Genomic DNA, 25,076 nt, shown 5'->3' with positions numbered 1-25,076 from the left:
CATGGAGGGTTCGATGGCTGGCGAGCGCTATACGTTCGATATGTCCGCGCCCAGGCGGGCAACCAACATCAGCCTGAACAGTGATTTGCTGGAGCAGGCCAAGGCGCTCGGCATCAATGTTTCGCGCGCCTGTGAACGCGGACTGGCGCAGCAGATCGCCGAGTTGCGCGACAGGCAATGGCTGGAGGAGAATCGGGAAGCCATTCAGTCGTCCAATGCCTATGTCGAAGCACATGGCCTTCCGCTGGCAAAGAACCGGCCTTACTGATGGCGCGTTTCGATATTCATCGCCGGTTGGATGGGCCGGGTTATCTGCTCGACCTTCAGGCCGACATCCTGCGCGACTTGAACACTCGTTTTGTCGCTCCGCTGCTGCCACCGGACAAGGCTCCGCGTCCGGCAGCGCGTCTCAATCCCGTGTTTTCCGTCGAGGGTCGCCCACATGTCATGGTGACGCAGTTCGCCGGTGCTGTGATGCTTTCGGAACTCGGCCCTCATGTCGGCAACTTGCTGGCGGAGGACACCGTCATCGTCGCAGCTTTGGACATGCTGATCGGCGCGTGAGCCGATAAGCTCACGCGCCCCATCCATCAATACTGCTTTTTTCTCACTTGTCCCAAGACGGTGCCAGCCCCGCCGGGTTGACGATCCGCCCATCCGGCCGCGCCAGCTTCGCAACCGTGGCCATGTCCCCATCGTCCAGCGCAAAGTCGAACACTGCGAAATTCTCCGGCACCCGGTCCGGCTTGGCGGTCTTCGACAGCACGATGTGGCCCAGCTGGATCAGCCAGCGCAGCGTCACCTGGGCCGCCGTCTTGCCGTGTTTGGCGCCGATCCGCTGCAATTCCGCATCGCGCGGCACCTTGCCGTCGGCCATGGCGTAATAGGCGGTGATCGCCACGCCCAGCTCGCTCGCCGCCGCCGCCATCGCGCTCTGGTCGAGATAGGGGTGGACCTCGATCTGGTTGGTGACGATGGGGGCCTGGCTGCGCTCGACCGATTCCCGCAGCTGGGCGATGTTCTGGTTGCTGACGCCGATGAAGCGGGTCTTGCCGGCGGCCTGTACCGCGTTCAGCATCTCGATCTGGTCGGCGATGGCGACCTGATCGGCCGGCCAGTGCAGCAGCAGCAGATCGACCCGGTCGACCTTCAGCTTCTCCAGGCTCTCGTCAACCGACGCGGCGAACAGCTCGGGGCTGTATTTGTCGACCCACACCTTGGTGGTCAGGAACAGCTCGTCGCGCCGCGCGCCTGCCGCTTGCAGGGCACGGCCGAGGGCGGCCTCGTTGCGGTAGATCTGCGCGGTGTCGAAATGGCGGAAGCCGGCTTCCAGCGCCGCCGGCACCACCCGCTCGACCTCCTCGTCCGACATGCGGAAAACGCCGAAGCCCAGCGCGGGGATTTCGGCGCCATTCGCTTTCACGGTCTGCATCCTGCTCTCTCTCCTAACCAGCGCCGCAGCGCATCTTTTCGCTTGGGAAGGAGACTTAGGACGGGAGAGGCACTCTGCAAACCGCCTCTCCCGCCATATCACCTGTGAACCGAATTCCCAAATCGAAGCCTTTGAAGCGTCACATCAGCTTGTCGAGCGTGATCGGCAGGTCGCGGATACGCTTGCCGGTGGCGTTGTAGACGGCGTTGGCGACCGCGGCGCCGACGCCGGTGATGCCGATCTCGCCGATGCCGCGGGCGCCCATCGGCGCTTGCGGGTCGGGGATGTCGGTGTAGAGGATTTCGATGGCGGGAACGTCCATCTGCACCGGCACGTGGTAATCGGCGAGCGAGGCGTTGACGATGCGGCCGGTGCGCGGATCGAAGTTGGTCTCCTCGGTCAGCGCCAGTCCGATCCCCATGATGATGCCGCCCTTGAACTGGCTGGTCGCCGTCTTGGCGTTCAGGATGCGGCCGGCGTCGAAGGAGCCGAGGAAGCGCGAGACGCGGACCTCGCCGGTGACTTCGCTGACCCGGACCTCGCAGAACTGCGCGCCGTAGGAATGCATCGAGAAGGCTTCCATTTCCGCCGGTGGCGGGGCTTCGGCCTCGCAGACCAGCTCGCCGCGTCCCGCCCGGCGCAGGATCAACTCATAGCTCTCGAAGCGCGCCGGGTCGTCGCGGTGGCCGATGCCGCCGTCCCGTGTCTCGACCTCGGCCAGCGACAGGCCGGCCAGCGGCGAATCGTTGCCGGCGAGCTTCAGCAGTTCCTCGACGAAGACCTCCGTCGCGGCGATGACGGCGCCGCCGATGGAGGCGGTCTGGGTCGAGCCGCCGGCGATCACCCCGCGCGGCAGGCTGGTGTCGCCATACTCGAAGCTGACCTTGTCGAGCGGCACGCCGAGCCGGGCGGCGATGTGCTGGACCTGCGCCGTCGCCGTGCCCATCCCCATGTCGTGCACCGCGGTCGAGACGGTGACCTGCCCGCCGGCCGTCAGCCTGATCCGCGCCGCACCGCCGGGGAAGCGGTGATAGGGGTAGGTCGCCGTGGCGCATCCCATGCCGATCAGCCACTCGCCGTCCCGCCGCTGGCGCGGCGTCGGGCTGCGGCGCTCCCAGCCGAACCGTTCGGCACCCTTCTCGTAGGCGTCGATCAGGTGGCGGGCGGAGAAGGGCTTGCCGCTGGTCGGATCCTTGTCCGGCTCGATGCGCCGGCGCAGTTCGATGGGGTCGAGGCCCAGCTTTTCGGCCAGCTCGTCGATGGCGCATTCCAGCGCGAAGGTGCCGACGGATTCGCCGGGCGCCCGCATGAAGGTGTTCGCCAGCATGTCCATGTCGGCGACCTCCTGGGCCAGCCGGACCGACTTGGCGGCATAGAGGTGGCGGGTCGGGAAGGTGAATTGCTCGGGGCAGGAGTTGTGTTCGGTCATCGCCGCGATGCCGGTGTGGATCAGCGCGTCGAGCCTGCCGTCGGTGCTGGCGCCCAGCGCCACCCGCTGCTCGGTCAGCGTCCGGCCGCCGACGATGCGGAACACCCCCTCGCGCGACAGCATGATGCGCACCGGCCGGCCGGCGAGCTTCGCGGCGGCGCAGGCGAGGATCTGGTGGTCCCACAGGCATTTGCCGCCGAAACCGCCGCCGACATAGGGGGAGGAGACGCGGACCTTCTCCGGCTCCAGGCCGAAGATGTCGGCCAGCTGCCCCGCCGTCAGGTCGAGAAGCTGGCTGGCGTCATGCACCCTCAGCTCGTCGCCGGTCCAGGCGACGGTCGCCGCATGCAGCTCTATGGCATTGTGGTTGTGGCGCGGCGTCCGGTAGATCTGGTCCACCTGCACCGCGGCGGCTTTCAGGGCGGCCTCGGCATCGCCGATCTCGACCACCGGCGGCTGGCCCAGGATGTTGTCCAGTTGACGCGGCGTCTTCTTCGCCTCGTCGAAGGACGTCACGGCCGGCAACGGCGCATAGTCGGCCGTCACCAGCGAGGCGGCATGGTCGGCCTGTTCCTGCGTCTCGGCGAGAACGACGGCGATGGGCTGGCCGTTCCAGTGGATCTCGTCATCCTGCATCACCGGCAGGTCGCTCGCCCCGGCGGCCGTCGGCGACGACATCATCAGCGACGGCGCCTTCATCCGGGGGGCGTTGCGGTGGGTCATGACCAGCACGACACCGGGCGCCGCCTCCGCCGCCGCGGTGTCGAGCGCCGTGATCCGCCCGCGCGCGATGGTGCTGAAGGCGAGTGCGGCGTAGCAGAGACCCTCATAGGGAAACTCGGCGGCGAAACGCGCCTTGCCCTGGACCTTCAGCGGCCCTTCGATGCGCGAAACCGGCTGGCCCAGCGCTCCATGCCCCTGGGCCCCATGCTTTTGCAGCAGAGGATCCTGCGTGACCGCCGGCTGCCAGCGGCCGGGCCGGGAAGCGGCGGCGTCGGAGTGCGCGCTCATGCCTCGTCTCCTGTCAGGTCGCCGAGGACGGCGACGATGGTCCGTTTCGCCAGCTCGATCTTGAACGTGTTGTCGCGAAGCCCGGCAGCGGCGGCCAATTCCGCCTCCGCCGCGGCGCGGAAGCTCTCCGGATTGGCCGGCCGGCCCTTCAGCGCCGCTTCCGCCGCCGAGGCCCGCCACGGCTTGTGGGCAACGCCGCCGAGCGCCAGCCTTACGTCCCGCACCGTCCCGTCCTCGGCGAGATCGAGGGCGGCGGCGACCGACACCAGCGCGAAGGCATAGCTGGCGCGGTCGCGCACCTTGCGGTAGGTCGAGCGGCGGGCAAAGGGCAGGGGCGGCAGTTCGACCGCGGCGATCAGCTCGCCCGGCTTCAGCTCCGTCTCGATGTCCGGCCGGTCGCCCGGCAGGCGGTGCAGGTCGGCAAGTGCCATGCTGCGCGGCCCGTCCGGGCCGTCCAGATGCACCGTGGCGTCGAGGGCGGCGAGCGCCACGCACATGTCGGACGGATGGGTGGCGACGCAGGCCGGCGACGCGCCGAGGATGGCGTGGTAGCGGTTGAAGCCGTCGCGCGCGTCGCAGCCGGCCCCCGGCTCCCGTTTGTTGCAGGCCGCAGCCGTATCGTAGAAATAACGGCAGCGCGTGCGTTGCAGGATGTTGCCGCCGACCGTCGCCATGTTGCGGATCTGGGCGCTGGCCCCGGCGAGGATCGCGCGGGAGAGAAGCGGGTACTGCGTGCGGACATGCGCATCTGCGGCCAGCGCGGTGTTGGTCGCCGCCGCCCCGATCAGCAGGCCGCCGTCTGAGCGCGGCTCGATCTTGTGTGACAGGCCGGTGACGTCGACCAGCATCTCCGGCCGTTCGACCGTCTCGCGCATCAGGTCGACCAGATTGGTGCCGCCGCCAAGATAGCGCGCCGCGGTATTGCCTTTCGCCAATCCAATGGCGGCGGCCGCGTCGGCGGCTCGTTCATAGCTGAAGGGGTTCATGCCCGTGCCCCTTCCTGCATCTTGCCCAGCGTTTCGGAGATGGCCTCGACGATGCCGTTGTAGGCGCCGCAACGGCAGAGATTGCCGCTCATGCGTTCGCGCAGTTCGGTCTCGTCGATGGCGACGCTGCCCGCCGACAGGTCGGCGGTGACGACGCTCGGGATGTTGCGCTCGATCTCGCGCGCCATGCCGACGGCGGAACAGAGCTGGCCGGGCGTGCAGTAGCCGCACTGGAATCCGTCATGCTCGACGAAGGCCTGCTGCAACGGATGCAGGGCGCCGTCGCTGCCCAGCCCTTCGACGGTGGTGATGCTGCGGCCCTGATACTGGACCGCCAGCGCCAGACAAGAATTGATGCGTTCGCCGTCGACCAGAACGGTGCAGGCGCCGCAGGCGCCCTGGTCGCACCCCTTCTTGGTCCCGGTGAAACCCAGACTGTTGCGGAGGAGGTCGAGCAGCGAGCTGCGGATGTCCGCCTCGACCTCGACGCTTTGCCCATTGATGGTGAAGTTCATCAGCGCATTCCCCATGACGGAACGGGTCCTGCCCGATGGCAGACCCTGGCCCGCCCCCGCCTTGCGGGCGGATTGAGCCGGCCTGTTAACCGTCAACGGCGCTGGAAATCACGCTGGGTCGGAAAAAATCCCCCTCTCCCCGGGGGAGAGGGGATTATCGCCGGGGCTCCGGACGCTCAAATCCGCTGTTCGGTCTTCGGGTCGAACAGGTTGGCCCGCGCCATGTCGATCATGAAGTCGGCGGTTTCGCCCTCCGCCACCCGGTCGCTCGGCTTGATGCGGGCGACCACCTCATGGCCGTTCAGCTCGACATAGGTGATGGTGTCGGCGCCGGTCGGCTCCAGCACATTGACGCCGCAGGCCACCTTCACCAGCGCCGGGTTGCCGGCGGCGATCGCCGGGTCGTAGCAGGTGATGGCCTCCGGCCGGATGCCCAGGATCACCTCCTGGCCCAGCCAGCTTCCGGCCTGCTCCGGCGCCTGGAACAGCGGCAGGAAGCCGCTGCGCTCGCGCCCGATGCTGACGCCCAGCCGGTCGCCCTCGGCCGACAGCGTGCCGCGCACGAAATTCATGGTGGGGGAGCCGATGAAGCTCGCCACATACATGTTGGCCGGCCGCTCATAGACCTCCTGCGGCGGAGCGAACTGCTGGACAACCCCCTCCTTCATGATGGCGATGCGGCTGGCCAGCGTCATCGCCTCGATCTGGTCGTGGGTGACGTAGACCACGGTGGTGCCGAGCCGCTGGTGCAGCTTCTTGATCTCGGTGCGCATGTCGACGCGCAGCTTGGCGTCCAGGTTGGACAGCGGCTCGTCGAACAGGAACACCTTGGGGTCGCGGACCAGGGCGCGGCCCATGGCGACGCGCTGGCGCTGGCCGCCCGACAGCTGCGCCGGCTTGCGGTCGAGCAGATGCTCGATCTGCAACAGCTTGGCGACGCGGCGGACGGCGCCCTCGCGCTCCGGCTTGGCCTGCCCGCGCATTTCCAGCGAGAAGCCGATGTTCCGCGCCACCGTCATGTTGGGATAGAGCGCGTAGGACTGGAACACCATGGCGATGTCGCGGTCCTTGGGATGGACCTCGTTGACCACGCGCTGGTCGATGCGGATCTCGCCGGCGCTGATCGTCTCCAGCCCGGCGATCATGTTGAGCAGGGTGGATTTCCCGCAGCCCGACGGACCGAGCAGGACGAGGAATTCGCCGTCCGTCAGGTCCAGGTCGATGCCCTTCAGGACCTCGACGCTGCCATACTGCTTGCGGACATTGTTGATGCTGAGAGTCGCCATCGGAAGATCACCCCTTGACGGAGCCGGCGGTCAGACCGCGGATGAAGTATTTCCCGGCGAGCACATAGACGACGAGGGTGGGCAGGCCGGCGATCATCGCCGCCGCCATGTCGACGTTGTACTGCTTCACGCCGGTGGTGGTGTTGACGAGGTTGTTCAGCGCGACCGTCACCGGCTGGGCACCGCCTGCCGCGAAGGACGCCCCGAACAGGAAATCGTTCCAGATCTGGGTGAACTGCCAGATGATCGTCACCACCAGGATCGGCAGCGACAGCGGCAGCATGATCTTGGTGAAGATCTGGAAGAAGCCGGCGCCGTCGATGGTCGCGGCCTTCACCAGATCGTCGGGGATGCTGACGTAGTAATTGCGGAAGAACAAAGTGGTGAAGGCGAGGCCGTACACCACATGGACCAGGATCAGCCCGCCGGCGCTGCCGGCCAGCCCGAGAAAGCCCAGCGTCTGCGCCATCGGCAGCAGGATCACCTGCGACGGCAGGAAGCTGCCGAACAGGATCATGCCGAAGACGATGTTGGCGCCGCGGAACCGCCACTTGGTCAGGGCATAGCCGTTCAGCGCCCCGAACAGGGTGGAGATGATCACCGCCGGTCCGACGATCACCAGGGAATTCAGGAAATAAGGGGCCATGCCGCGGCAGTCGGCGCCGATGCAGGCGCGGTTCCAGGCATAGCTCCAGGCATCCAGGCTGAAGTCGCGCGGCAGCGACAGCAGCGACCCGGTGCGGATTTCCTCCGGGCTCTTGAACGATGTGGCGATCATCAGCAGCAGCGGCAGCAGGTAATAGGCCGCGAACAGCAGGAGGATCAGATACAGGCCCCAGCGGGCGATGCGGGCGCCGGTGCCCTGCGCCGGCGGCAGGGCGGAGGTCAGGCTAGACACGCTTGCCTCCCTTCAGTTCGGAATAGAGGTAGGGCACGATGATCGCCACCACGGTCGCCAGCATCATCAGCGCGCTGGCCGAGCCGATGGCGATCTGGTTGCGGCGGAAGGTCATCTCATACATGAAGGTCGCCGGCAGGTCCGACGCATAGCCCGGACCGCCGCCGGTCAGCGCGACGACGAGGTCGTAGCTCTTGACCGCGAGGTGGGCGAGGATGACGAAGGCGCTCATGAACACCGGCCGGATCGACGGCAGGACGATGCCCCAATAGATGCGCGGCAGGCTGGCGCCGTCGAGATAGGCCGCCTTGATGATCTCCTGATCGACGCCGCGCAGTGCCGCCAGGAAAAGCGCCATGACGAAGCCGGAGCTTTGCCAGACCGCGGCGATCACCAGTGTGTAGACGGCGGTGTCCTGCTGGACGATCCAGTCGAAGGTGAAGCCGGGAAAGCCCAGGTCGCGGACGAACTGCTGGATGCCGATGCCGGGATTGAGGATCCATTTCCAGGCGGTGCCGGTGACGATGAAGCTGAGCGCCATCGGGTAGAGATAGATGGTGCGCAACGCCCCTTCGCCGCGGATGCGCTGGTCGAGCAGCACCGCCAGCAGGATGCCGACGATCAGGCTGATGCCGATGAACAGCCCGCCGAAGATCAGCAGATTCTCGATGGCGACGTACCAGCGCTCGATCCGCCACAGCTTGGAAAAGGCGTCGGCGCCGACCAGCTCGTAGGACGGCAGCATCTTGGAGTTGGTGAAGCTGATATAGACCGTCCAGACGATGAAGCCGTAGACGAACAGCAGGATCGCCGCGAAGGACGGGGCGACCACCAGCTTGGACAGGTGCCGCTGCGCCAGCGCACGCAGCCCGCCCGACTTGGGCGGGGCGGCGCTGCCGGGGGCGGCCTCTTCTCCGGCTGCCGGGCGGTAGGATGGGGTCTGCAAGGTCATGGTGCGAGCCTCATCGGCTTTCGGGCCGGCTTTCGGGCCGGCGTCGCACACGGATGCAGGTCGCGCATGTCGGTTCCCTCCCGTGACGCGGTGTTGTTGGACCGCTGCAAGACGGTCGTTCGCTTGGCGGTCACTGTACGCTGCCGATGATGGGCGGGGCGGACAATTTGGTAACGCGGCGCTTTCCCGGCGCCCGCCTTGTTACGCAACCGTTACACAGACCTCCGCCCGCCCGGCCGGGACGATGCTATGCCGGTGCGGGCGCTGTTGCGCCGGGGCCGGGCGGGGGCCATGGTCTGTCGGGCAAGCCTTTTGCGAAGAGGACACTGGACGATGAAGTGCCTGTCGGTCGGTCTGCTGGGGTTCGGCCTTGCCGGGTCGGTGTTCCACGCGCCGCTGATCCTGAGCGAACCGCGCCTGCGCCTGACGGCGGTCGCCAGTTCGCGCATCGACGACATCCGCCGCGCTGCACCGGGGGCGGAGGCGACGACGGCGGAGGCGGTGATCGCCGACCCTGCCATCGACCTCGTGGTGATCGCAACCCCCAACACCAGCCACGCCCCGCTTGCCCGCGAGGCTCTGCTGGCCGGCAAGCATGTGGTGATCGACAAGCCGATGGCGACCAGCGCGGCGGAGGCCGGTGAGCTGATCGACCTCGCCCGGCGGCAGGGCCGGCTGCTGACCGTCTTTCACAACCGGCGCTGGGACAACGATTTCCTGACCCTGCGCGCCTGCCTGGAGGCGGGCGAGATCGGCCGCCCCTATCATTACGAGGCGCATTACGACCGCTTCCGTCCGCAGATCAAGCAGGGCTGGCGCGAACGGACGCTGCCCGGCTCGGGCGTGTTGTTCGACCTTGGCGCCCACCTGATCGATCAGGCGGTGACGCTGTTCGGCATGCCCGACCGCATCCTCGCCGATGTCGGCGCCCAGCGGCCGGACGCTGAGGTCGACGACTGGTTCCACATCGTATTGGGCTATGGGCCGATGCGGGCGATCCTGCATTGCGGAACGGTGGTCTGCCGGCCGGGTCCGCGCTTCCAGCTGCATGGCGACGGCGGCAGCTTCCTCAAGCACGGCATCGACGGGCAGGAGGCGGCGCTCCGCGCCGGCCGCCTGCCGACCGAACCCGGCTGGGGCGCCGACGACCCGGAAAACCATGCCCTGCTGGTCCGGGCCGACGGGACGGAGCGCCGGGTGGAGACGCTGCCCGGCGATTATCCCGCCTTCTACCGCGGTGTTGTCGCCGCCATCCTCGACGGCGCTCCGCCGCCGGTGACCGCCGAACAGGCACGCGACGCGCTGAGCGTGCTGGAGGCGGTGCGCAAGGCGGTGGGTCTGGCTTAACTTCGCCAGGGCACCACGCCCGGCGGCAGGCGGCGGCCGAACCTGCCGGCGGCGAGCATCGCCGCCAGCACCACCAGGATGGCGATGACGCCCAGCGCGGCGCCCAGCGTCGGACTGCCGCCTTCCTCCAGCGCATAGACGACGACGCCCAGCGTCTCGCGCCCCTGCGACCACAGCAGGATGGAGACGGTCAGCTCGTTGAAGGCGGTCAGGAAGACCAGCAGCCCGCCGGCCGCCGCCGCCGGGGCGACCAGCGGCGCCACCACCGTCACCAGCCGCCGCAGCGGTCCGGCGCCCAGCGCGCGGGCGGCTTCTTCCACCGTCGGGTCGAGTGCCGCGCAGGCCGCCTGCACCGGCCGCAGGGCCAGCGGCAGGAAGCGGACCAGATAGGCCGCCAGGATGATCCACAGCGTGCCGTACAGGCTGATGCCCAGCCCCGGCAGCGGTTTCAGGAACAGCAGGATGCAGCCGATGCCCAGCACCACGCCCGGCACGGCATGCGGCAGCTCCACCAGCACGCCGACCGCCCGTGCGATCCGCCCGCGCCCGCCGGCCAGCGCCATCGCATGGGCCAGCGGCACCGCCAGCGCCCCCAGCAGCAGGGCCGCCGATCCCGACAGCAGCAGAGAATTGGCGAAGGCCCGCCCGACCTGATCGAGCGCCAGCACCTCGCGGTAATGGGCCAGCGTCAGCGTACCGAAACCTATGGGCAGGCCATAGACGCTGACGAGGCTGGTCGCCAGCAGCGCCGTCAGCGGTGCGGCGACCAGCAGCGCCAGCACGCCCCAGGCGAGCAGTTCCACCGGCGCGCGGGCCGCCCCGAGCGGCAGCTCGGCCAGCGGCCGGGCGCCGCCGGGCAGGCGGCTGGCGATGCGTGCTTGCAGGATGGTCTGGAGCGCGATGCCCAGGCAGGCGACGAGGCCGATCAGCGCCGCCAGCACCGCCACCTCCGGCAGGGCCGACGGCCCGAAGCCGGCCAGCCGCCGGTAGATCAGTGTCGGCAGCATCGGAATGCCGGCCGGCACGCCGAGCAGCGCCGGCACCCCGAAATTCCCCAGCGCCGCGACGAAGGCCATGGCCAGCCCGGCTACCAGCCCCGGCAGGCAGAGCGGCAGCACCACGCCGCGCACCGCCCGCCACGGCCCGGCCCCTGACGCCCGCGCCGCTTCCAGCACGTCGCCGGGAATGGCGCGCAGCGCCGCGCGCAGGGCGAGGAAGACCAGCGGCGCATGTTCGATCCCCATGACCAGCATCATGCCGGCGGACGACTGCATCGGGTTCGCCGTGCCGACCGGGGGAGCCAGCCCCAGCGGCTTCAGGATCGGGCTGCCGGAGCCTGCGAGATGGGTCCAGGCCATCGCCACGATCTGCGGCGGAATCATCAGCGGCAGGATCAGGGCGAAACTCATCGCCGTGCGGGCGCGCAGGTTGGTCAGCCCGATCAGCAGGGCGAAGGGCCCGCCGATCAGCGCCGCCGCCAGCGTGGCGCCTGCCGCGATGGCGATGCTGTTGGTCGCGGCCCGCCACGTGGTAGGCGAGTTCAGCACGCGGGTCAGCACCGCGGCGTCGCCGGCTTCCCACAACAGGCGTAGCACGGGCAGCAGCACCAGCAGGCCGACGAGCAGCGGCCAGCCGGGGAGGGCGGAGAGAATGCGTGTTCCCGCCCTTCGACCACCCGGGGCAATCTCCCTCTCTCCCCCGGGGAGAGGGTCGGGGTGAGGGGGACGCACAGCGTGGATTTTCACAGGAGCAACGGGGTGTGCGATTCTTGGAGATCCCTGCAACGCACCCCCCTCACCCTAACCCTCTCCCCAGGGGGGAGAGGGGACTACCAGTTTTCACAGCCGCACCCTCACCCGCCGAACAGGTCGGCGAAGGCGCGCTTGTTGGCCTCGTCCTCGGCCAATGCCTTGGCCGGATCGTAGGGCAGCAGCGTGATGCCGGCCGGGTCGGGGAAGCCCGGCGGCGGGTTCACCCCCGGCAGCGCCGGCAGGAAGCCCTGGGCCGAGGCCAGCTCCTGGCCCTCGCGGCTCAGCAGGAAGTCGATGAACGCCTTCGCCGCCGCCGGGTTCTTCGCGGTGCTGAGGATCGCCACCGGCTCGCTGACTGCGCTGACGCCCTCCTTGGGGAAGACGAAGGCGACGGGCGCGCCCTTCAGATGCTCGCGGATCGGCAGGTAATCGACGATCATGCCGTAGAGCTTCGCCCCGCCGGCCACGTCCTTCAGGATGCCGCCGTTGCCCTTGGCGGCGGTGACGGCATTGCGCTGCAACGCCTCGTAATACGCCATGCCCAGCGCCGGCTGCGCCTTGATCGACGCCATATGGATGGCGGCGGCGCCGGAATAGAGCGGGCTCGGCATCACCGTGGTGCCCTTGGCCTCCGGCTTCAGCAGATCCTGCCATGAGGTCGGCTTCATCGGAGCGGCGGTGTTGTAGACGATGCCGGTGGTGATCAGCTTGGTGCCGAACCAATAGCCCTGCGCATCGTGCGTGCCGGGGCGGTAGCCGGCGACCGGAGCGCCCTCATAGGCTTGCAGCCGCTTTTCCGCCTTCAGCGATTCCATCGTCACCGCGTCGGCGATCAGCAGCAGGTCGGGCTGCGGCGCCCCGGCGGTGAACTCGGCGCGCAGCTTGTTCATCAGCTCGGTGGTGCCGTTGCGGATCCACTCCACCTCGACGCCGGGGTTCTTCGCCTTGAAGGCCTCCACCGTCTGGCGGGCGTCCGGCTCCAGCTGCGAGGTGTAGAGCACCAGCTTGCCGGTGGCGCCGTCGGCCAGTGCCGCCTGTCCGAACGTGAGGGTCAGCACGGTGGCGAGGGTGGCGAGGAACGCCTTCATCTCTGTCGTCTCCGTTGGATCGGGGAGCCTTGTCTTACGCGATACCGATGACAGGCGCGTGACAATGGACGGAAAGGCCCAAATCAATCAATAGAGCCTGGCAATAGGGGCCGGCAATAGGGGCTAGTCGATCAGCTTTCCGCCCTTGAAGAAGGGATAGGGGCCGTCATAGTCGCCGACCATGGCGGTGTGGCTGACCACCCCGGTGTCGGCGCGCCACATGTGGATCTCGATAGCCCGGCGGCTCCATCACGAAGGCCGACGGCGCATCGTCGCGCAGGTCGAGCGCCACCTGATGCGCGGTGGACGGCGCGGTCGAGGCGATGGTGCCGGCCCAGCGCACCTGGATCGGCCGGTGCAGATGGCCGCACAGCACCCGCTCCACCTGAGGATGGCGGCGGACCACGTCGGCCATCGCCGCCGCCCCGCTCAGTCCCAGCCGGTCCATGTGGCCGATGCCGGTGTCGAAGGGCGGATGGTGCTGGAAGACGATGGTCGGCCGGTCCGGCTGCTCCGCCAGCCGCGCGTCGAGCCAGCCGAGCCGCTCGGCGCAGACCTCGCCGGCACCGGAACCGGGCAGGACGGTGTCCATGGCGATCAGCCGCACCGGCCACTCCTCCACCGTATAATGGAAGAACGGGCCGCCGCCCACCCGCGCCGCCAGATCGGGGAAGGCTTGGGCCAGCCCGGCGCGCTCGTCATGGTTGCCCGGCACCGCGAAGAGCGGGATGTCGAGCGGCCGTAGCAGGCCGAGCAGCCGCTCATACTCCTCCGCATCGCCGGCATCGACGAGGTCGCCGGTGGCGAGGATGACGTCGGGCCGCGGGGTGAGCGCCAGGATGGCGGCGACGGCGCGCTCCAGGAAGGGGGCGGTGTCGACGCGCCGGTAGGCGAGGCGGCCGGGCGGCTTGATGTGGGTGTCGGTGATCTGGACGATGATCATGGGATGGGCTCTCGGGGGGCTTGAGTGTTCGTTCGGGAGTGTTACGGAACCGCCAGCACCCGCGCCGGATCGACGCGCAGCCAGACCCGGTCGCCGCGCCCCAGTTCGCTGCGCCCGGCGGCGTCCACCGTCAGCGCCGGCCCGTCCGCCGGCTCCACCACCAGCCGGGTGCGGTCGCCCAGGAACACCGCGGCGGCGACGGTGCCGCCCAGATGCCCGTCGGCCTCGCCGGCCAGCGCCAAATCCTCCGGCCGGACCAGCAGTTCCACCGCACCCTCCGGCCCGCTCCAGGGCAGCGTCGCCGATCCGATGGACAGCGTACCGCCGCGCGCCATCCCGCCCAGCCGGTTCATCGTGCCGATGAAGTCGGCGACGAAGCCGTCCGCCGGCTGATAGTAGATCTCGCGCGGCGTGCCGACCTGCGCCACCCGGCCCTTGGCCATCACGACGATGCGGTCGCCCAGCGCCATCGCCTCGCCCTGGTCGTGGGTGACATAGACGGCGGTGATGCCCAGCCCGCGCAGCAGCCGGTCGATCTCCAGCCGCAGGCTGTCGCGCAGCTTGGCGTCCAGCGCCGTCAGCGGCTCGTCCAGCAGCAGCACGCGCGGCCGCACCACGAGCGCGCGGGCCAGCGCCACCCGCTGCCGCTGCCCGCCCGACAGCTGGTCGATCCGCCGCCCGGCGAACTCGCCCAGATGCATCAAATCCAGCATCTCCTCGACCCGGCGCCCGCGGTCGGCGCGGGCAATTTTGCGAACCTTCAGCCCATAGGCGACATTCTCCGCCACCGTCATATTGGGGAACAGGGCGTAGCTCTGGAACACCATGCCGACGTTGCGCCGCTCGATGGGGAGCGCCGTGACGTCCTCCTCGCCGAACAGCACGCGGCCCCCCCGATCGGGGCTTTCCAGCCCGGCGATGATGCGCAGGGTCGTGGTCTTGCCGCAGCCGGACGGGCCGAGGAAGACGATGGTCTCGCCGCCGCGGATGGTCAGGTCCAGCGGCTCCAGCGCGCGGGCGCCGCCGGCGAAGGTCTTGCCGCAGCGCTCCAGGCGGATCGGCACGGCGTCGAGGTGGAAGCTGTTCTGCATCGCGCTGTTCTGCATCACGCTGTCTGGCATCGTGGAAAGGACCTCAAACGGACGGACGGCCGCGCCTGGACAGACCCTGCATCAGGATCAGGCTCGGCACAATCATCAGGAAGAAGACGAGGGTGTAGGCGCTGCCGATCTCGATCCGCAGCGAGGCATAGCTGTCGGCCAGCCCGACCGGCAAGGTCTTGGTCAGCGGCGTGTGCAGCAGCCAGGTCAGGTTGAATTCCCCCACCGACAGGGTCAGCACCATCAGCGACCCGGCCAGGATGCCGGATCGGCAGTTGGGCAGCACCACCGTGGCGAAGCGGCGCAGGAAGCCGGCGCCCAGGCTGGCCGCCCCCTCCTCCAGCGTCGTCAAATCGATGGAGCCCATCACCGCCAGCACGGCGCGCACCATGAAGGGCAGGGTGAACAGCACATGGCCGATCAGGATGAACAGCCAGCTGCCGCGCAGATCCCCGACGCCGCCATAGGTGACGATCAGCGCCAGCGCGGTGGCGAGGCCGGGGATGGCGACCGGCATCATCAGCAGCTCTTCCACCAGCCGGGCGATCCGGCCGGGACGCCGCGCCAGCGCATAAGCCGCCGGAACGCCCAGGACCAGCGTGCAGGCCAGACAGGCGAAGGCGATCTGCAGGGACAAGAGGATGGTGCCGGAATAGACCCGCAGAACCTCGTCGACCCAGCGCAGGGTCAGGCCGCTCTTCAGGCCCACGAAGTAATTGGCGGTCAGCCCGGCCAGCATCGACATCGCCATCGGCACGGTCAGCAGGGCGCAGACCAGCAGGGTGAAGCCCAGTTGCAGCCAGAACCCCCAGCCGCGTCGGTGGGAAAGGTCACGCATGATCGTCACCCCGCCGCCGCAACCGACGTGCCGGCGACGCTGCGCGCCACCGCCAGCGCCGCCCAGGTGATGAGGCCGAGCAGGACACTGAGCGCCGCCGCCGCGGCGATGTTCGCCTGGAGCGTGAATTCGGTGTAGATCGTCATCGGCAGCACATTGATCCGGGTGGCGAGCGTGAAGGCGGTGCCGAACGCACCCATCGAGGTGGCGAAGCACAAGGCACCCGCCGAGATCAGCGCCGGTTTCAGCGCCGGCAGGATCACGTCGGCGACCACCCGCCAGGAGGATGCCCCCAGCGAGCGCGCCGCTTCCTCCAGCCGCGGGTCCAGCTTCTCCGCCGCCGCCATCACCGTCAGGATGACGCGCGGGATCGAGAAATAGACGTAGCCGAGGAACAGCCCGGTCATCGAATAGGCGAAGACCAGCTTCCCGGCGCCCAGCGCCTGGGTGATGGTGCCGATCAGCCCCTGGCGGCCTGCCAGCATGATGACCATGAAGCCGATGACCACGCCGGGAAAGGCCAGCGGGAAGGTCAGCAGCGCCACCAGCAGGGCATGTCCGGGAAAGCGGTTGCGCACCAGGAACAGCCCGGCGACGGTCGATACCGCCAGCGTCACCAAAGTCACCCCGGCCGACAGCGCCAGCGTGGAGATCAGGCTGTCGAGATGGCCGGGATCGGCCAGCGTGGTCAGATAGGCCGACCATCCCGCCGTCCCGCCGGCGCCGATCAGGATCAGCCGGACCAGCGGCAGCAGGAAGAAGGCGGCGAACACCACCGCCGCCGGCGCCAGCAGGGCCGCCAGCCGCAGCGGTTCGCCCGCCCATCCCGAGCGAACCGGCGGACGGGCCGCCGGCCGGTGGGGAAGGGGGGCGTCCTGCGCGCAGGCGCTCACTTCACCTCCGCCTGATAGCGGTCCATGAAGCCCTTCTGCGCCTCGGCCATACGAACCAGATCGACCGGCTTGGCGCGGGCATAGTCGGCGGCCGGCAGGAACTTGGCCGCGGTCTCCGGCGACATCGCCTCGGCGCGCACCGGGCGCATGAAGGCGTTGGCCCACAGGGTCTGGCCCTTGTCGGACAGCACATAGTCCAGCACCTTCTTCCCGTTCTCCGGGTTCGGGCCGTTCTTGACCAGCGCCATCACATAGGGGACCGACACCGTGCCTTCCGTCGGGATGACGAAGGCGACCGGCGCCTTGTCGGTGTATTTGGCGCGGTAGGCGTTGAAGTCGTAATCGATCAGGATCGGAACCTCGCCCGACAGCACGCGGGCGTAGGAGGTCTGCTTCGGCACGATGGGCTGGTTCTTCTGCAAGTCCCTGAACCAGCCGACCGCCTTGTCGAAGCTGCCGTAATCGCCGCCCAGCGCCAGATTGACCGCCACCGCGCCGACATAGCCGACGGCGGCACTGGTCGGGTCGAGATAGCCGACCATGCCCGAATAGTCGGGCTTCAGCAGGTCGGCCCAGCTCTGCGGCACCGGCTTGCCGCCCAGCGCCTCGGTGTTGACGAAGAAGCCCAGCGTGCCGCTGTGGATGGCGAACCAGTTGCCGTCGACATCCTTCATCCCGTCGGGGATGTCGGCCCACGCCGCCGGCTTGTAGGGGGTGACGATGCCGGCCGCCTTGGCCTGGATGCCGACCGGCCCGCCGAGATAGGCGACGTCGGCCACCGGCTTGTCCTTTTCCGCCAGCATGGCGGCCATCGCCTGGCCCGAGTTCTTGTTGTCGAACGGCACGGCGATGCCGAGATCGGCCTTGATCGCCTTCAACTGCGACGCCCAGTCGGCCCATTCCGGCGGGCAGTTGTAGCAGATGGCGACCGGCTCCGCGGCTGCGGCGGGTGTCACCGTTGCGGTGAGGGCGGCGGCCAACGCGGCAGCGCCGAGAAGGAGCGGCTTGAACATGATCCGGGGGGTCTCCGTTCCGAAAGTGCTTAGGAGGATTTCGATGGCGCCGGCCCGAGCAATTCGCCCGGCCGCAGGGTGAAGGGCAGCATCACGGCGCGGCCCTGCAAGTCGCCGGAAAAGCCGGTGCGCAGGCATTCGAAGGCGGTGGCGCCCATGGCGCGGGCCGGCTGCACCAGGGTGGCGAGGCTGGGCGCCATCAGCCGCCCGACCTCGATGCCGTCGAACCCGCAGACCGACAGGTCGTCGGGCACCGACAGGCCGAGGTCGCGCAGCGCCCGGATGGTGGCGAGCGCCAGCATGTCGTTGGAGGCGAAGAAGGCCGTCGGCCGCTCCGGCCCTTCCAGCAGGGGGGCCAGCCGGTGGGCCAGCCGCAGCTCGTTGAAATCGACCTCGACCACCGGCCCCGGCGGCAGCCCGGCATCGGCGAGCGCAGCCAGCCAGCCGGCATGGCGCCGGCGCGAGCGGTCGGACTGGCGGAAGCGCCCGGCGATCATGCCGATGCGCCGGTGGCCGAGCGCCGTCATCCGCTCCACCACCGCGCGGGAGGCCGCGACATTGTCGACGGACACATGGGCGCGCGGCACCCGTTCCGGCTGGTTGTAGGCCAGCACATAGGGCAGCCGCACCTCGTCCAGCGTGTCGAGCGACCCGCTGCGGTCGGCATCGGCGACGGTCAGCACCAGCCCCTCGACCCGGTTGGACAGCAGCCCTTCGATGGCGCGCACCTCCCGTCCCGGATCGTAGTCGGTGGAGGCGATCAGCACGCTGTAGCCGGCCTCTGCCGCCGCGTCCTGGATGCCGGCGACGCTTTCGGCGAAGACGGGATTGGTCAGCGACGGCACCAGCACGCCGACGGTGCGGGTGCGCGCCGCCTTCAGGTTGCGCCCGATGGTGCTGGGGCGGAAGGACAGGTCGGACGCGGCGGCGCGGACCTTTTCCATGGTTTCCGGCGTGGCGTTGCCGCTGCCGTTCAGCACGCGCGACACGGTGGCGATGGACACCCCGGCACGCGCCGCCACGTCGCGGATCGTCGCCACGCGGTCCATCGCGCGTCCGTCCGCCATCTGTCCATCGCCCGCCCGCATTCCGCCCCGCACCATCCGTCAACCCTTGTTCCAGGCTGTTGTTTCCGGCGCCGGCCGATCCGGCGCGGGTGCAGAGTGGCGGCGGTGTGTTGCAATCGCATGACGTCGTGAAAACGGTTTCGTGAAGAATGGAAACGTTTCCATGCGCCCGAACCGGTTGAAGCGCTGCCCTCCGAAGGCAGAGGTCGAAGGGCGGACGAGGGTGTCTGCAAGCTGTCGGAAAATCTGTGATTTTTGTGTTTGCGTCCCCGAATGGCTTGGGCTATGTTGCGCCTCCACCAGCGATGGACCCGTAGCTCAGCTGGATAGAGCGCTGCCCTCCGAAGGCAGAGGTCATGAGTTCGAATCTCGTCGGGTCCGCCATCGATTTGCGCTAGAGCGTTGATTTAACAGTTAAATCCGCTCTAGCGCGTATCGCCTCCCCATCAGATTTTTCCTTGGTCTTTCGAGCCTGCCAGTGGACGATAACGGCCGTTGTTCGGCCGTCGGCTCGCGATCCACAATCTGCTGCCCGACAATATCCTAAAATACTGATTGGTTGATTGCATAGGCGCCAAAACTAAACCTTGGGCTGGCATTTGTATACGCCTGAAATCTTTCTCCCAGCTCCCGCGGCGACTTCATCGAGCGCTATGAATTTTACGGATTCCTCCGAAGAACAATAGCCATTGATTCTAATCATATACTCCAATTCTTGAGCGGCGGATTTGCCCTGATCGCCTGTCCCCGTCCAATAGGTAACTGAACTTCCCATGGTTCCGTCCGGCAGCAGAGCCGCATGCGGGCCATCCTTGGCGCCGCATCCCACAACCAACAATATCGCCGGAAGAATTAGCGCCTTCATATTTTCTCTCATAAGTTGGTTTCTGAATTTGCCCTGCCGTGGCCGCCGGGTAAAGGATAGTTTTTGTCATGCACCGCCCACCGGCAGCGCCTCCTGACCCAGCCGACGGATGCGCCATGGCGCGGCGCTCGGCGCTCCCGCACCGGAACCGCACTCACCGCAAGATTTTGCAGAAGGCGTTGCAGAAAAGGCGTTGCAGTCCGGGGGACCTTATTCGGCCGCGCCCGCCTCCGCCAGCAGCGGCGGAGTGTGGTCCTCGTCGACGAAGCGCCCGCGGATCGCCACCATGACGTCGAGCCTGTCGAGGAACACCGTCACCAGTTCGGGATCGAAATGGAGACCGGCCTGCTCCCGCATGAAGCCGACGACTTTCTCCAGCGGCCAGGGCTCCTTGTAGGGGCGGGCGGACAGCAGAGCGTCGAACACGTCGGCGATGGCGACGATGCGGCCGGACAGCGGGATGTCCGTTCCGGCCAGACCGTTGGGGTAGCCGGTGCCGTCCCATTTCTCGTGATGAAGTCCCGGCGATCTCGGCGGCGAGGTCGAGCAGGGGCAGCCCGCTGCCGGCCAGCAGCCGCTGTCCGATGCTGGCGTGCCGGCGCATGATCACCCATTCCTCAGGCTCGAGCCGTCCGGCCTTCAACAGCACCTGGTCGGGAACGCCGATCTTGCCGATGTCGTGCAGGGGGGCCGCCTCCAGCACCTGCGCGGCATAGTTGGCGGTGCAGCCGGCGGCGAGCGCCAACTGGTGGGAGATCTGCGCCATGCGCGCCACATGCTGGCCGGTCTCGTTGTCGCGGAATTCCCCGGCGCTGCACAGGCGGCGGATGATCTCGCGCTGGTTGGCCTCCAACTGCAGGCGGGCCGCCTCAAGTTCCAGATTGGCGATGCGCAGGGCGGCGGCCTCGCGCGCCGACGCGGCGGAAACCTTGCGGTCGGCCATGGCCGAGACCAGCGCCAGCAGCAGAAGGCCGAAGGCCGCCACCGCCACCAGAGCGGCCAGGGGGCCGCTCGACACCCCGTCCCCCAGGCTGCCGTCCGCCGCCATCAGCGTGGGATCGACCTGCACCACCAGGGCGGCCATGCCGGTGTAATGCATGCCGCAGACCGCCACCGCCATCACCAGGGCGGCCAGCGTGCGTTCCAGCAGGCGGTGGATGCGGGTGGCCAGCCACAACCCCGCCGCCGCCGCCGCTGCCGCGATGGCGACCGACAGGCCCCACAGGGTGGGGTCGTAGGCGATGCGGGCCGGCAGCACCATCGCCGCCATGCCGAGATAATGCATCGTCGCCACGCCGAGCCCGACGATGAGGCCGGCCGCGGCGATGGTGGCGAGGGAGCGGCGGCGCTGGATGATGCGGAAGCCGACGGCGACGAAGGCGACCGAGGTCAACAGCGACAGCAGCGTCTTCACCGGATCGTAGGCGATCGGCGTGTCGATGGTCAGCGCCAGCATGCCGATGAAATGCATGGCCCAGATGCCGCCGCCCAGCGCCGCCGCGGCGCAGCCCTGCCACATCATGCGGGCGGCGCCGTCCGTCCGGTGCATCCGCTCCGCCATGTCCAGCGCGGAGTAGGAGGCGAAGGCGGCGACGGCATAGGACAGGGCCACCAGCCAATGGTCGTGGGAGAACGGCAGGCCGGACGCCGTTGTGAAGCACAACCCGGCCAGTTGGAACGACATCCACGACACTCCTGAAAACACCCGGCCGCTGCCGGCCGTCCTGCCCGACCGCCTCTTTTCGACCGCCCGGTCAACCGTCAGGGCGTCCAGAAGGAGAAATACCCCGACTCCAACAGTCGGGCATCGAGCGGCACCGGTCAATTGCCGGTAGTTAGCTAAAAAGCTATCTTTCTGCGGCGGGTGTCAAGAGCATTGGAGTCGATAGAACGTCAGGCAGATGCGCTGTGCGTTTGGTACTCCGCCAAGCCTCCGTTTATACGAAACGGAAGCCTGGCGGTCGGCGGAAGGTAAGATGCGGTCAGGCGTCGGCGAAGGCCATCGGCTGGCGGGCACGGGCCTCGCGGTCGCGCTCCGGGCGGCTCGGCGCCTCGACCCAGGCGATTCGTAGGATATTGGTCGATCCCGGCATGCCGAACGGCACACCGGCGGTGATGACCAGCCGCTGCCCCTCCTCGGCCAGCCCATGAACATAGGCCAGCCGCGCCGCCTTGTGCACCATGTCGGCGAAGCTCTGGACATCCTCCGTCAGCACGGCGTGGACGCCATAGGCCAGCACCATCCGGCGGGCGATGGCGGCGCTCTCGGTCAGGCAGAGGATCGGCACCTCCGGCCGTTCGCGCGCCGCCCGCAGGGTGGTGGAGCCGCTGGTGGTGTAGGTGGCGATGGCCGCCGCCTTCACCGTATGGGCGACCTGACGGGCTGCGGCGGTGATGGCGTCCGATTCCGTCTGTTCCGGGTCGGCATGCTGGGCATCCATCAGGCCGCGGTAGAGCGGATCGCCCTCCACCCGCCGGGCGATGCGGTCCATGATCGACACGGCTTCGACCGGATAGTCGCCGGACGCGGTCTCGGCCGACAGCATGACGGCATCGGCGCCGTCGAACACCGCGGTGGCGACGTCGGAGGCCTCGGCCCGGGTCGGGGCGGGGGCGGAGATCATCGATTCCAGCATCTGGGTGGCGACGATCACCGGCTTGCCGGCCGACCGGGCGGCGCGGATGATCCGCTTCTGGATCGACGGCACGTCTTCCGGCGGCATCTCCACGCCCAGGTCGCCACGCGCCACCATGACGCCGTCCGACATCTCGACGATGCGGTCGAGATGCTGGATCGCCTGCGGCTTCTCCAGCTTCGACAGCAGGGCGGCCCGGCCGGCGATCAGCTTGCGCGCCTCCGCCACGTCCTCCGGCCGCTGGACGAAGCTCAGCGCCACCCAATCCACCCCCTGGTCGAGGGCGAAATCCAGGTCGGCGCGGTCCTTGGGCGTCAGCGGCGACAGCGGCAGCACCACGCCCGGCACGTTGACGCCCTTGCGGTCCGACAGCTTGGTGCCGGACACCACCACCGTCTCGGCAAAATCGGCGCCGCAGGCGGTCACCCGCAGCCGCACCTTGCCGTCGTCGAGCAGCAGTTCGGCATCCGGCACCAGAGCGGCGAAGATCTCCGGATGGGGCATGCCGACGCGGCGGGCGTCACCCGGCTCGGCCAGCAGGTCGAGGCAGAAAGGCTGGCCGGCGGTCAGCGTCACCGGCCCGTCGGCGAAGCGGCCCAGCCGCAGCTTCGGCCCCTGGAGGTCGGCCATGATGGCGATGGGGCGGCCGGTCTCCTCCTCCAGCGCGCGGATGGCGCGGACGCGCTCGCCATGGTCCTGGTGGCTGCCATGGCTGAAATTCAGGCGGAAGACATCGACGCCGGCCTCGAACAGGCGGCGGATCATCTCGGGCGAGGAGGAGGACGGACCCAGCGTGGCGACGACTTTCGTCTGCCGGTAACGGCGGATCGGCTTGGCGGTGCTCATGGCGTAACGGACTCCGAGGGAGGAATGTGGGCTGCCGTGCAGGTCGCGGGGGCGGAGACGGGCGGCGCGGCGCCGCCTCAGGCGACCCCGAACCGGTAGACGATGGACCCGGCGGTCCATTGGCCGGGACGCAGCACGGTCGAGGGGACGGACGGCCAGAGGGAGGGGAGATTGATGGAGTTCGGGAATTTCGACGGTTCGGCGCAGAAGGCGCTGTGCTTGGTGTAGAGCGTGCCGCCCTTGCCGACGTCCCGCGGGGTTTTTCCCTCCAGCGCATTGCCGGTGTAGAGCTGCAGGCCGGGTTCGGTGGACAGCACCTCGAGCGTCCGGCCGCTGGCCGGGTGCAGGAAGCGGGCGTTGAGGACGGGCGTCGGGCCGTTCGCCGGCTTGTCGACCACGTAATGCAGGTCGTAGCCCTTGCCGAGCGCCAGCATGCGGTCGTCGGCGTCGATGCGGGCGCCCAGCGCCGCCGGGGTGCGGAAGTCGTGCGGCGTGCCGGCGACCTCCACCATCTCGCCGGTCGGCACCCCGGTATCGCCGAGCGCCAGATAGCGGCCGGCCTGGATGGTGGCGACATGGTCGAGGATCGACGACCCCAGATCGCCCGACAGGTTGAAGAAGGTGTGGTCGGTGAAGTTGGCGATGGTGGTCCTGTCGGCCGCCACCGCGGTCCAGGCGATGGTCAGGGCGTTGTCGTCGCCGACCGTATAGACCAGCCGCAGCGGCAGGGTGCCGGGAAAGCCCTCCTCGCCGTCCGCGAAGACATGGCTCAGCTCCAGGCTGGCCTCGTCGAGCTGCCGGGCGTCGAAGACCCGGAAGCGCGAGCCGCGCTGGCCGCCATGCAGGGTGTTGGGCGGGCTGTTGACCGCGGCCTGATGGGCGACGCCGTCCAGGGTGAAGCGCCCGTCGGGGATGCGCCCGCAATAACGCCCGATGAAGGAGCCCATGGACGCCTGCCCGCCCATCGCACCCTCGATCCCGTCATAGCCCTGGACCACGTCGCCCACCACGCCGTCGCGGTCGGGAACCAGGATCTGTTCGATCTTGGCGCCGTAATTGGTGATGCGCACCACCATGCCGCGCCCGTTGCGCAGGGTGAACAGATCCACCGGCTTGCCGTCGATGGTGGCGGAATAATTCTCTCGCTTGAGGTCGGTCGCCATGCTCAGGCATCCCTGTCGAAGAGGTTAGCAGAAACCGAGAAGCAGCAGCCCCAGGATCACCACCACGCGCAGGAGCAGCGCCGTCTCCAAGGGATCCGCGGTCATGGCTCGGCCTCACCGGATAACTCATGGCATTATTATACTAATATATTAGCGTAGAAGGCAAACCGCATCGGGAGCCGGACGCTGATGTGGACAGTATGCCGCAGGATTCCGGTTACGGCGCGTGACGGCCCGCCGCTTCAGGCGTGCCGCATCGTCACCACCAGCACGTCCCGGAAAGCCGGGCGCGCCGGATCGGTCGGCTCCACCGGCGTCACGCCGTGGAACACCCGGGCGTCGTCCACCACCGCCGATTCCTGCGGATGGCGCAGGGTGAAGCTGCCGAGCGGCCGGCCGGCGAGGTCATGGATGCTGGTCGTGCCGCTGGAGACGTTCTCGCGCCGGATCAGCATCACCAGCACCCAGTCCACGCCGTCGCGGTGCATCCCTTCCGGGGTGGGCCGTCCGGCCTCGCCGGCACGGGCTTCGATGCGGAACTGATGGACCTCGGTGTGCCAGACCTCCGGCTTGGTGGCGGCGGGGGTGAGCGGGTCGAACAGCGCGAAGCAGGTCTTCAGGATCGCGTCCAGGGCGGGGTGGGTCGCGACCGCCTCGCTGATCGGCTCGAACCAGCGTTCCAGGCCGCCGTTCAGCGGATTGTAGTCCCGGCTCTGGTAGTGGGGCTGGTGCGGCTTGCGCCTGATCTCCCCGGCCGACACCGCGAAGGCGGCGTGGCGGCGGCGGCGGTAGCGCCCGCCGTCCGCCATGTAGGTGTCGAGGCCCAGGTCGTTCCAACTGGCGCTGAACCCCTCCCAGTCCCGCAGCCCGGCGGCGTCGAGCACTCCCTGCATGGCGTCCGCCGCGACGAAGGAGAAGCCGTCCGCCGCCACAGCGTCACGAACCGCAGGAAGATCATCGGTCATCTGGCCTGTCCGCTTTCAATAGCTTTGTGTTTGACGATCGGAGTCACGCTTC

General features: G+C 68.5%; 23 protein-coding genes and 1 tRNA gene. 4 read left to right on the top strand and 20 right to left on the bottom strand.

Features of this window, described 5'->3' with window-relative positions:
• Window positions 1-13: 13 nt before the first annotated feature.
• Both ACWPN3_RS03520 and ACWPN3_RS03515 read left to right on the top strand, forming a co-directional pair.
• On the top strand, window positions 14-268 hold the full coding sequence (locus tag ACWPN3_RS03520; RefSeq protein WP_247873220.1) for a type II toxin-antitoxin system CcdA family antitoxin: 255 nt from the start codon (window positions 14-16) through the stop codon (window positions 266-268).
• The gene (locus ACWPN3_RS03515; RefSeq protein WP_109450723.1) at window positions 268-564 is read left to right on the top strand and encodes a CcdB family protein; all 297 of its coding nucleotides are present in this window, start codon (window positions 268-270) and stop codon (window positions 562-564) included. Before ACWPN3_RS03520 ends, ACWPN3_RS03515 begins: the two co-directional genes overlap by 1 nt.
• 43 nt (window positions 565-607) lie before the next feature.
• On the opposite strand, the gene ACWPN3_RS03510 is transcribed toward ACWPN3_RS03515, so the two are convergent.
• The 7 genes from ACWPN3_RS03510 to ACWPN3_RS03480 all read right to left on the bottom strand — a co-directional run bounded on the left by ACWPN3_RS03510 (window position 608) and on the right by ACWPN3_RS03480 (window position 8,509).
• Window positions 608-1,432, bottom strand: a complete 825-nt coding sequence (locus ACWPN3_RS03510) for an aldo/keto reductase (RefSeq protein WP_492242522.1) — start codon at window positions 1,430-1,432, stop codon at window positions 608-610.
• A 139-nt stretch (window positions 1,433-1,571) separates the two neighbouring features.
• The gene (locus ACWPN3_RS03505) at window positions 1,572-3,872 is read right to left on the bottom strand and encodes a xanthine dehydrogenase family protein molybdopterin-binding subunit (protein ID WP_492242523.1); all 2,301 of its coding nucleotides are present in this window, start codon (window positions 3,870-3,872) and stop codon (window positions 1,572-1,574) included.
• Window positions 3,869-4,858, bottom strand: coding sequence for an FAD binding domain-containing protein (locus ACWPN3_RS03500; protein WP_492242524.1), 990 nt, complete (start codon window positions 4,856-4,858; stop codon window positions 3,869-3,871). Before ACWPN3_RS03500 ends, ACWPN3_RS03505 begins: the two co-directional genes overlap by 4 nt.
• Window positions 4,855-5,373, bottom strand: a complete 519-nt coding sequence (locus tag ACWPN3_RS03495; protein WP_109453165.1) for a 2Fe-2S iron-sulfur cluster-binding protein — start codon at window positions 5,371-5,373, stop codon at window positions 4,855-4,857. The genes ACWPN3_RS03500 and ACWPN3_RS03495 overlap by 4 nt, the downstream gene beginning before the upstream one ends.
• 176 nt (window positions 5,374-5,549) lie before the next feature.
• Complete coding sequence (locus tag ACWPN3_RS03490) at window positions 5,550-6,659, bottom strand: ABC transporter ATP-binding protein (RefSeq protein ID WP_109450731.1); 1,110 nt, start codon at window positions 6,657-6,659, stop codon at window positions 5,550-5,552.
• Between the two features lie 7 nt (window positions 6,660-6,666).
• Window positions 6,667-7,557 (bottom strand): carbohydrate ABC transporter permease, encoded by an 891-nt coding sequence (locus ACWPN3_RS03485; RefSeq protein ID WP_109450734.1) that lies wholly within the window; start codon window positions 7,555-7,557, stop codon window positions 6,667-6,669.
• Window positions 7,550-8,509, bottom strand: coding sequence for a carbohydrate ABC transporter permease (locus ACWPN3_RS03480; RefSeq protein ID WP_247873221.1), 960 nt, complete (start codon window positions 8,507-8,509; stop codon window positions 7,550-7,552). The genes ACWPN3_RS03485 and ACWPN3_RS03480 overlap by 8 nt, the downstream gene beginning before the upstream one ends.
• Before the next feature lie 333 nt (window positions 8,510-8,842).
• Here ACWPN3_RS03480 and ACWPN3_RS03475 point away from each other — a divergent pair, with 333 nt between their 5' ends.
• Complete coding sequence (locus tag ACWPN3_RS03475; RefSeq protein ID WP_492242525.1) at window positions 8,843-9,856, top strand: oxidoreductase; 1,014 nt, start codon at window positions 8,843-8,845, stop codon at window positions 9,854-9,856.
• On the opposite strand, the gene ACWPN3_RS03470 is transcribed toward ACWPN3_RS03475, so the two are convergent.
• The 8 genes from ACWPN3_RS03470 to ACWPN3_RS03435 form a co-directional block, all read right to left on the bottom strand.
• Window positions 9,853-11,451, bottom strand: coding sequence for an ABC transporter permease (locus ACWPN3_RS03470; protein WP_492242526.1), 1,599 nt, complete (start codon window positions 11,449-11,451; stop codon window positions 9,853-9,855). The genes ACWPN3_RS03475 and ACWPN3_RS03470 overlap by 4 nt on opposite strands.
• A 257-nt stretch (window positions 11,452-11,708) precedes the next feature.
• A complete protein-coding gene (locus tag ACWPN3_RS03465) occupies window positions 11,709-12,695 on the bottom strand; it encodes an ABC transporter substrate-binding protein (RefSeq protein WP_109450741.1) in 987 nt (328 codons plus the stop codon).
• Window positions 12,696-12,861: 166 nt separating this feature from the next.
• The gene (locus ACWPN3_RS03460) at window positions 12,862-13,638 is read right to left on the bottom strand and encodes a phosphodiesterase (protein WP_492261090.1); all 777 of its coding nucleotides are present in this window, start codon (window positions 13,636-13,638) and stop codon (window positions 12,862-12,864) included.
• Between the two features lie 41 nt (window positions 13,639-13,679).
• Window positions 13,680-14,729, bottom strand: coding sequence for an ABC transporter ATP-binding protein (locus ACWPN3_RS03455; RefSeq protein WP_492261135.1), 1,050 nt, complete (start codon window positions 14,727-14,729; stop codon window positions 13,680-13,682).
• A 43-nt stretch (window positions 14,730-14,772) separates the two neighbouring features.
• Window positions 14,773-15,576 carry an ABC transporter permease gene (locus ACWPN3_RS03450; RefSeq protein ID WP_109453169.1) on the bottom strand — a complete coding sequence of 268 codons (804 nt, stop codon included), beginning with the start codon at window positions 15,574-15,576 and terminating at the stop codon, window positions 14,773-14,775.
• A 5-nt stretch (window positions 15,577-15,581) separates the two neighbouring features.
• Entirely contained in the window at window positions 15,582-16,469 is an 888-nt protein-coding gene (locus tag ACWPN3_RS03445; RefSeq protein WP_492242530.1) for an ABC transporter permease, read from the bottom strand.
• Complete coding sequence (locus ACWPN3_RS03440) at window positions 16,466-17,482, bottom strand: extracellular solute-binding protein (RefSeq protein ID WP_492242531.1); 1,017 nt, start codon at window positions 17,480-17,482, stop codon at window positions 16,466-16,468. Before ACWPN3_RS03440 ends, ACWPN3_RS03445 begins: the two co-directional genes overlap by 4 nt.
• A gap of 29 nt (window positions 17,483-17,511) precedes the next feature.
• A complete protein-coding gene (locus tag ACWPN3_RS03435) occupies window positions 17,512-18,549 on the bottom strand; it encodes a LacI family DNA-binding transcriptional regulator (RefSeq protein ID WP_492261089.1) in 1,038 nt (345 codons plus the stop codon).
• Between the two features lie 307 nt (window positions 18,550-18,856).
• Between ACWPN3_RS03435 and ACWPN3_RS03430 the strand changes: the two genes are divergently transcribed.
• A tRNA-Arg gene (locus ACWPN3_RS03430) sits at window positions 18,857-18,933 on the top strand.
• 196 nt (window positions 18,934-19,129) lie between these two features.
• Here the strand turns inward: ACWPN3_RS03430 and ACWPN3_RS03425 are convergent.
• The 5 genes from ACWPN3_RS03425 to ACWPN3_RS03405 form a co-directional block, all read right to left on the bottom strand.
• Complete coding sequence (locus tag ACWPN3_RS03425) at window positions 19,130-19,414, bottom strand: hypothetical protein (RefSeq protein ID WP_492242533.1); 285 nt, start codon at window positions 19,412-19,414, stop codon at window positions 19,130-19,132.
• A gap of 154 nt (window positions 19,415-19,568) precedes the next feature.
• Window positions 19,569-21,098: an MHYT domain-containing protein gene (locus ACWPN3_RS03420; RefSeq protein WP_492261088.1), complete on the bottom strand. Its 1,530-nt coding sequence runs from the start codon at window positions 21,096-21,098 to the stop codon at window positions 19,569-19,571.
• Window positions 21,099-21,396: 298 nt separating this feature from the next.
• Window positions 21,397-22,896 carry a pyruvate kinase gene (pyk, locus tag ACWPN3_RS03415; protein WP_492242535.1) on the bottom strand — a complete coding sequence of 500 codons (1,500 nt, stop codon included), beginning with the start codon at window positions 22,894-22,896 and terminating at the stop codon, window positions 21,397-21,399.
• A gap of 77 nt (window positions 22,897-22,973) precedes the next feature.
• Window positions 22,974-24,059 carry an aldose epimerase family protein gene (locus ACWPN3_RS03410; RefSeq protein ID WP_492242536.1) on the bottom strand — a complete coding sequence of 362 codons (1,086 nt, stop codon included), beginning with the start codon at window positions 24,057-24,059 and terminating at the stop codon, window positions 22,974-22,976.
• 242 nt (window positions 24,060-24,301) lie between these two features.
• On the bottom strand, window positions 24,302-25,024 hold the full coding sequence (locus tag ACWPN3_RS03405; protein WP_109450758.1) for a 2OG-Fe dioxygenase family protein: 723 nt from the start codon (window positions 25,022-25,024) through the stop codon (window positions 24,302-24,304).
• Window positions 25,025-25,076: the final 52 nt, after the last annotated feature.

The sequence above is a fragment of the Azospirillum sp. UENF 111221 genome (assembly GCF_058780625.1).
This window is presented reverse-complemented; position numbering and strand designations above follow the sequence as displayed.

What these genes read in the sequence shown, in the direction of transcription:
- ACWPN3_RS03520 (WP_247873220.1), top strand. Translation starts at nt 14, where the DNA reads ATGGCTGGCGAGCGCTATACGTTCGATATGTCCGCGCCCAGGCGGGCA.
- ACWPN3_RS03515 (WP_109450723.1), top strand. Translation starts at nt 268, where the DNA reads ATGGCGCGTTTCGATATTCATCGCCGGTTGGATGGGCCGGGTTATCTG.
- ACWPN3_RS03510 (WP_492242522.1), bottom strand. Translation starts at nt 1,432, where the DNA reads ATGCAGACCGTGAAAGCGAATGGCGCCGAAATCCCCGCGCTGGGCTTC.
- ACWPN3_RS03505 (WP_492242523.1), bottom strand. Translation starts at nt 3,872, where the DNA reads ATGAGCGCGCACTCCGACGCCGCCGCTTCCCGGCCCGGCCGCTGGCAG.
- ACWPN3_RS03500 (WP_492242524.1), bottom strand. Translation starts at nt 4,858, where the DNA reads ATGAACCCCTTCAGCTATGAACGAGCCGCCGACGCGGCCGCCGCCATT.
- ACWPN3_RS03495 (WP_109453165.1), bottom strand. Translation starts at nt 5,373, where the DNA reads ATGAACTTCACCATCAATGGGCAAAGCGTCGAGGTCGAGGCGGACATC.
- ACWPN3_RS03490 (WP_109450731.1), bottom strand. Translation starts at nt 6,659, where the DNA reads ATGGCGACTCTCAGCATCAACAATGTCCGCAAGCAGTATGGCAGCGTC.
- ACWPN3_RS03480 (WP_247873221.1), bottom strand. Translation starts at nt 8,509, where the DNA reads ATGACCTTGCAGACCCCATCCTACCGCCCGGCAGCCGGAGAAGAGGCC.
- ACWPN3_RS03475 (WP_492242525.1), top strand. Translation starts at nt 8,843, where the DNA reads ATGAAGTGCCTGTCGGTCGGTCTGCTGGGGTTCGGCCTTGCCGGGTCG.
- ACWPN3_RS03465 (WP_109450741.1), bottom strand. Translation starts at nt 12,695, where the DNA reads ATGAAGGCGTTCCTCGCCACCCTCGCCACCGTGCTGACCCTCACGTTC.
- ACWPN3_RS03460 (WP_492261090.1), bottom strand. Translation starts at nt 13,638, where the DNA reads ATGATCATCGTCCAGATCACCGACACCCACATCAAGCCGCCCGGCCGC.
- ACWPN3_RS03455 (WP_492261135.1), bottom strand. Translation starts at nt 14,729, where the DNA reads ATGCAGAACAGCTTCCACCTCGACGCCGTGCCGATCCGCCTGGAGCGC.
- ACWPN3_RS03450 (WP_109453169.1), bottom strand. Translation starts at nt 15,576, where the DNA reads ATGCGTGACCTTTCCCACCGACGCGGCTGGGGGTTCTGGCTGCAACTG.
- ACWPN3_RS03440 (WP_492242531.1), bottom strand. Translation starts at nt 17,482, where the DNA reads ATGTTCAAGCCGCTCCTTCTCGGCGCTGCCGCGTTGGCCGCCGCCCTC.
- ACWPN3_RS03435 (WP_492261089.1), bottom strand. Translation starts at nt 18,549, where the DNA reads ATGGCGGACGGACGCGCGATGGACCGCGTGGCGACGATCCGCGACGTG.
- ACWPN3_RS03425 (WP_492242533.1), bottom strand. Translation starts at nt 19,414, where the DNA reads ATGAAGGCGCTAATTCTTCCGGCGATATTGTTGGTTGTGGGATGCGGC.
- ACWPN3_RS03420 (WP_492261088.1), bottom strand. Translation starts at nt 21,098, where the DNA reads ATGTCGTTCCAACTGGCCGGGTTGTGCTTCACAACGGCGTCCGGCCTG.
- pyk (WP_492242535.1), bottom strand. Translation starts at nt 22,896, where the DNA reads ATGAGCACCGCCAAGCCGATCCGCCGTTACCGGCAGACGAAAGTCGTC.
- ACWPN3_RS03410 (WP_492242536.1), bottom strand. Translation starts at nt 24,059, where the DNA reads ATGGCGACCGACCTCAAGCGAGAGAATTATTCCGCCACCATCGACGGC.
- ACWPN3_RS03405 (WP_109450758.1), bottom strand. Translation starts at nt 25,024, where the DNA reads ATGACCGATGATCTTCCTGCGGTTCGTGACGCTGTGGCGGCGGACGGC.